General features: G+C 71.7%; 4 protein-coding genes and 1 pseudogene. All 5 read right to left on the reverse strand.

Going from position 1 to position 4,596, the window contains the following annotated elements; all coding sequences use genetic code 11:
* Window positions 1-975: protein-L-isoaspartate O-methyltransferase family protein (locus RM812_RS40690; RefSeq protein ID WP_394816603.1), on the reverse strand; the 975-nt coding region annotated here is incomplete at its 3' end.
* 138 nt (window positions 976-1,113) lie between these two features.
* Window positions 1,114-1,584, reverse strand: coding sequence for an NUDIX hydrolase (locus RM812_RS40695; protein WP_311585843.1), 471 nt, complete (start codon window positions 1,582-1,584; stop codon window positions 1,114-1,116).
* Between the two features lie 100 nt (window positions 1,585-1,684).
* Window positions 1,685-2,590: pseudogene (locus RM812_RS40700) on the reverse strand (NUDIX hydrolase); the annotation flags it as partial.
* Between the two features lie 149 nt (window positions 2,591-2,739).
* The gene (locus RM812_RS40705) at window positions 2,740-4,083 is read right to left on the reverse strand and encodes an MFS transporter (protein WP_311585839.1); all 1,344 of its coding nucleotides are present in this window, start codon (window positions 4,081-4,083) and stop codon (window positions 2,740-2,742) included.
* Window positions 4,067-4,596, reverse strand: a 530-nt coding sequence (locus RM812_RS40710; protein ID WP_311585841.1) for a phosphotransferase, incomplete at its 5' end; no start/stop codon positions are given. The genes RM812_RS40705 and RM812_RS40710, both read right to left, overlap by 17 nt.

A 4,596-nucleotide genomic window follows, 5' to 3' on the forward strand; every position in this document is an offset into this window, starting at 1 on the left:
GTACTCGGGTGACCTTCCGTACCTGGCACGCTTCATGGACGGCGGCGAAGAACTCGGCATCCCGGAGCTGGCGCAGTCGCTCGAACCCCGCGGTGAAGCGGAACCGGCCGAGCCAGTCATAAGACGGACGGACGACGTCCAAGCAGAGCAAGACGCCCAGTCCATGCATGATCTCGCCGCTCTTGAAGGCACTCGCACGTACGGAGTCGCCGAACAAGGTCGCCAGGTCCGGGGCCTGGTCCCAGCCGCCGCTGTGCCAGCGCTCTTGCCAGCAGGAGCCTTCCGCACGGTGCAAGGCCGCCAAGACGATGCGGACACCCCGTGCGGCCTCCCGCCGCCGCACGCCCGCGGGACACACGGCACGCCGATGCCGGAGTGGATCCGGTCGAACGCTCCTCCCGCCGGGTGCCCGTCGAGAGCATCGCCCTCCACGACCGTCGCGCCCAGACCGACCTGGTCGAGATTGTGCTGGGCGAAGGCGGCCATGCGGCCGTCCCGTTCGACGCCGACGGCGAGGCAGGGGCCGGTGACGGCGGCGGCAAGCGCAAGGGTGACTCCCGGGCCCGAGCCGAGCTCCAGGTACCGCTGCCCCGGGGCCAGTTGCAGCGTCTGAAGAGCTTCGACGGTGGCCAGGCCGTATGTCGACATCGACGTCATGTGCCCGCCGGTCACCGGCCCGCGTTCGAGCGCGTCAAGCGGCTCCCCGTCGCGCTGCAGCAGGACCGACTCACCGCTGTGGATCAGGTCGAGCCACTCCTCCCGGTCGTCCGGATGCGCGCCGTCGAGCAGACGCCACTCGATCGGCTCGGCGCCCGGATCGCTCACCCGTACGTACGCGTGGGGAAGCAGCACCTCCCGCGGCACCGACAGCAGCGCCTCGCGCAGCCGGACATCGGTCAACACGCCGTCGGCCTCCAGGCGCTCCACCATCGCGGCACGCCGGGCACCTGTCGTGGTGGACAGGTCAGCAGACATGACGGCCCTCTTCCTGACGGGATGGACAGCAAGGCGCCGGCGCAACGGGCACGACGGTCAGGCGGCGGGCCCCAGACGCCTGCAGCAAGCGGCCCTGCGGGCCGCGCGAAGGGGCGGCGTGAGCCGCCGTGAAGCCGCTCACCGGGACCATCCCAGCTCGCTGTAGGAGCGGCCGGCTTGGATGCCCTCGATCGCGACACGGGTGTAGGCGACGATCGCCTCCGGCAAATCCTTCGCGTCCCACCATTCCCAGGCGAGGCACCGGTCGGGTTCGCGTTTCTCGGGCGTGCCCTCCCAGTGGCGGGGGCGGACGAAGAGCTGGATTCTCGGCCGGGCTCCAGGGTCCACCGTGTGTACCGTGTGGACGAGCTCGAGGTCGGCCGGATCGATGACCAGCCCGGCCTCCTCGAACGCCTCGCGGGCAAGACCGGCGGTCGCTGCCTCCGCCTCCAGGTGTCCGGCGAGGGCGTGCCATGATCCGCCCGCGTACGCCGAGTCCGGATGCCGCAGTCCCAGCAGGACCTTTGCCCTCGTGCTCCAGGTGGAGGTGCACGCCGACGACGTGCAGCACGGTCCCGGCCGGGGCCTCGCCGGGCGCTGGACGAGCAGCCTCCGGAACTTCGACGACGGGGTGTTCGGCCGCGTGGCGGCGGATCAGGTCGCCGAGTCCGGGGCTGAGCCGGAGCCGGTCGAGGGTCTCGGGGGTGAACCACTTCAGGAGGACACCTTCGCGCAGGTCCACCGCGTCTGCATCACCGTTCCAGCAGCCCGCGTAGACCGCGATGGGCACCGCCAGGCCGTCGACGCTGGTGGCCTCCTCCACGGCGTACGGCGTCAGGCCGGCCGGTTCCAGCCCGGGCGCTTCCTCGGCGAGCTCCCGGCGCAACGTGGCTTCCAGACAGGAATCGCCTGGTTCACGTCCACCCCCGAGGAGGGCGAACGTCCACGGCTCCCAGATGCCATCCCGGTCATCGCGCAGATGGAGCAGGTACCGGCCGGCCTTGTCGTAGATCAAGGCGCTGGCGTTGACGGGCTCCGGCTGTCCGTCGAGGCCCTCCGCTTCGGCGCCCAGGAGCTTGGCCCGCAGCGTAGGGGAGCGCACATCGGCGAACGGGAGCCACTGCGCGTCGGCGACTTCCTCATCCTGCAGCGCCAGCGCCGGCGGCTGCGCGGCAGCGAGGTAGAAGACGAAGCGGAAATCGAAGTGCTGGTGGGCGGGTTCGCCCTTGGCCTGGTTGGCGTCGATGTCATGTACGTCTACGTCGATCGGCTCGTCGAGGAACTGCGGGGTCAGGCACAGGTCGCCGGGGCGCAGCCCCGCCTCTTCGCACACCTCGCGCACGGCCGCAGCCAGGAGCGTACGGTCCTCCTCCTCAACGTGGCCGCCGGGGCAAAGTCGTAGCCCTGTCGTCCGATGGCCGATGTGGAGCACCCGGCGGTCGCGGTCGATGACCACGGCGCTGCAGGTCACGTGCCCGGGTAGCGTGACGCGGCTGGACGGCTTCTCGGCGCCGTCCAGGACGGCCAACAGCCCTGCCTGGGCATCTCGTTCCTCGGCATGTCGGCTGAGATAGGTCTCGATGGTCGCGCGGATGTGAGAGCGGGACGGCGGCACGTGATCACCTCGGGACGTGTGGGACGGGATGCAGCAGCTGGGCGAGGGGCGCGTCCGGCGGAGGGTTTGCGGATGACGGCTGTGGGCCAGGGGCCGTATACAGGCTCGTGTTCACGGGCCACCTTCCTCAGAGCGGTCGTGCCGCACATCTACGGCGACTGCGGGATCGGGACGATCGGCTGAGACGGCGTCGGAGGTGGCATGGCCTCCGCTGACGGAGAAGCCACGGAGGGTGAGCCGGGCATGTCCAGCAGGCTGCGCAGCGGGGAGCGGTAAAGGACCACGACGGGGACGACGAGAAGGCAGGTACCGGCAACCAGGGTGGGGCGCACACCGATCCACGTGCCGAGCCCTCCGGCGAGGAGCGCGGCCGCCGGCCGTGCCCCGGAGGTGAGCCAGGTACTCACGGCCTGCATCCGGGCCTGCATGCCGTCGTCGGTGACGGCCTGGCGAATGGTGCGCTGGGTGGTCCCCGCGGCCCCGGCGCAGGCCAGCTGAAGGAACAGGGCGGCACCGATGGCGGACTGCCAGATCAGGCCCGGGGAGGCGAGGAGCAGAGGGATCTGGGTGAGGGGGGTGATCGCGAGCGCGGTGAGCATCATCGGCCCGGGCCCGTACCGCGCCGCGAGCGACGGGGCCGCCAGAGCACCGGCCGCCGCGCCCAGGGCTCCGAGTCCCAGGACTACGCCGAAGGCGGTCGCGCCCAGGGCGAGGGACCGGAGCAGATACAGCGCCCATAGGGTATTGAGGAGCGCCAGGGCGAACGACGTCGTGGCGTTGACGAGGGTCAGGGTGCGCAGCCGGGTGTCGCCGTGCACGTAGCGCAGGCCCTCACCGATCTCGGTGTGCAGCCGGCGGCCTTCCGTTGCCGGCCGGCGGCTTTCGGGGGCCTGGATGCGGGCGGTGCACCAGGCGCTGACGAGGTAGGACAGGACGTCCCCGAGAAGCGCCCGGGCCGGGCCGAGGAGCGCGGTCAGGGCGGCGCCGAGGTTGCTGCCCGCGGTGGCGGCGACGGCGAAGAGGCTGCCGATACGGCTGTTGCTCCGCTGGAGCAGGGACCGGTCGACCAGGCCGGGCAGGAGACTGATCGCGGCGGCATCGTGCAGCACCCCCGCCGCGCCCTGCACAGCCGCGACCGCCATCAGCTGGGTCAGGGACAGTCGGTCCAGCACGGCCGCCACCGGAACGCTGACCAGCGCGGCGGCGCTGACCAGATCGCCGGTGATCATCTGCTTCCGCTTGGAGTGGCGGTCGGCGAGGGCCCCGGCGTGCAAGGCCAGTAGTGCGGGCGGCAGTTGGCACAGGAACGTCAGCCAGGCGACCTCGGCGGTGGTCGCGTCGAGTTCGAGCACCGCCAGCACGGGGATCACCATGCTGCTGACCGAGCTGCCGGTCACACTGGCCGCCTGCCCGGTCAGGTAGAGCCGGAAGTTGCGGTGGTGCCACAGCGACTGCCGGGCGCCGGGAGAGGAGGGGTCAGTGGAGGAGGTCATGGAGCACCTCCTCGGCTTCCGGCAGGCGCTCGCACAGCTCGGCCATGGCCGCCTGCCGGTTGTGGCCGTACGCCTCGAGTTCGGGCGTGACGGCGGCCGGGTCATCGGCGGCCTCGGACAGGGGATACTCCGAGCAGGCCAGGTATCCGGCGGCGATCCGGGGCAGGGCGAGGAGCTCGTCGGCCGGCAGCGCCGGGTTGGCTGCCCGGTAGGCGGCGATCGCCTCGGCCAGGCCGGTGGGCCAGTCCGGCTCTGCCAGGACGGTGCGCGGGTCGAGGGCGATCCGCCCGAGTTCCCAGGCGGGGCTGCGGGGAGCGGGCGGCCGGAAGTCGATCAATGCCGCCACCCGCTGCCCGTGCAGGAGGAGGTTGGGCGAGGCCAGATCGCCGTGGACGGTCTGCACGGTCAGGGACGCCGGCAGCTCTTTGACCATGGCGGCCACGGCAGGCAGCGCGTCGAGCCGTTGGGCGGCGGTCTCCTGCGCCCAAGCGGGCAACCCCGAGACGGGCGGCG

Origin of the sequence: Streptomyces lancefieldiae (assembly GCF_031845825.1) — a bacterium.
Taxonomy (GTDB): domain Bacteria; phylum Actinomycetota; class Actinomycetes; order Streptomycetales; family Streptomycetaceae; genus Streptomyces; species Streptomyces lancefieldiae.

Excerpts from the sequence above, each read along its gene's own strand:
- RM812_RS40705 (WP_311585839.1), bottom strand. The coding sequence starts at position 4,083 with ATGACCTCCTCCACTGACCCCTCCTCTCCCGGCGCCCGGCAGTCGCTG.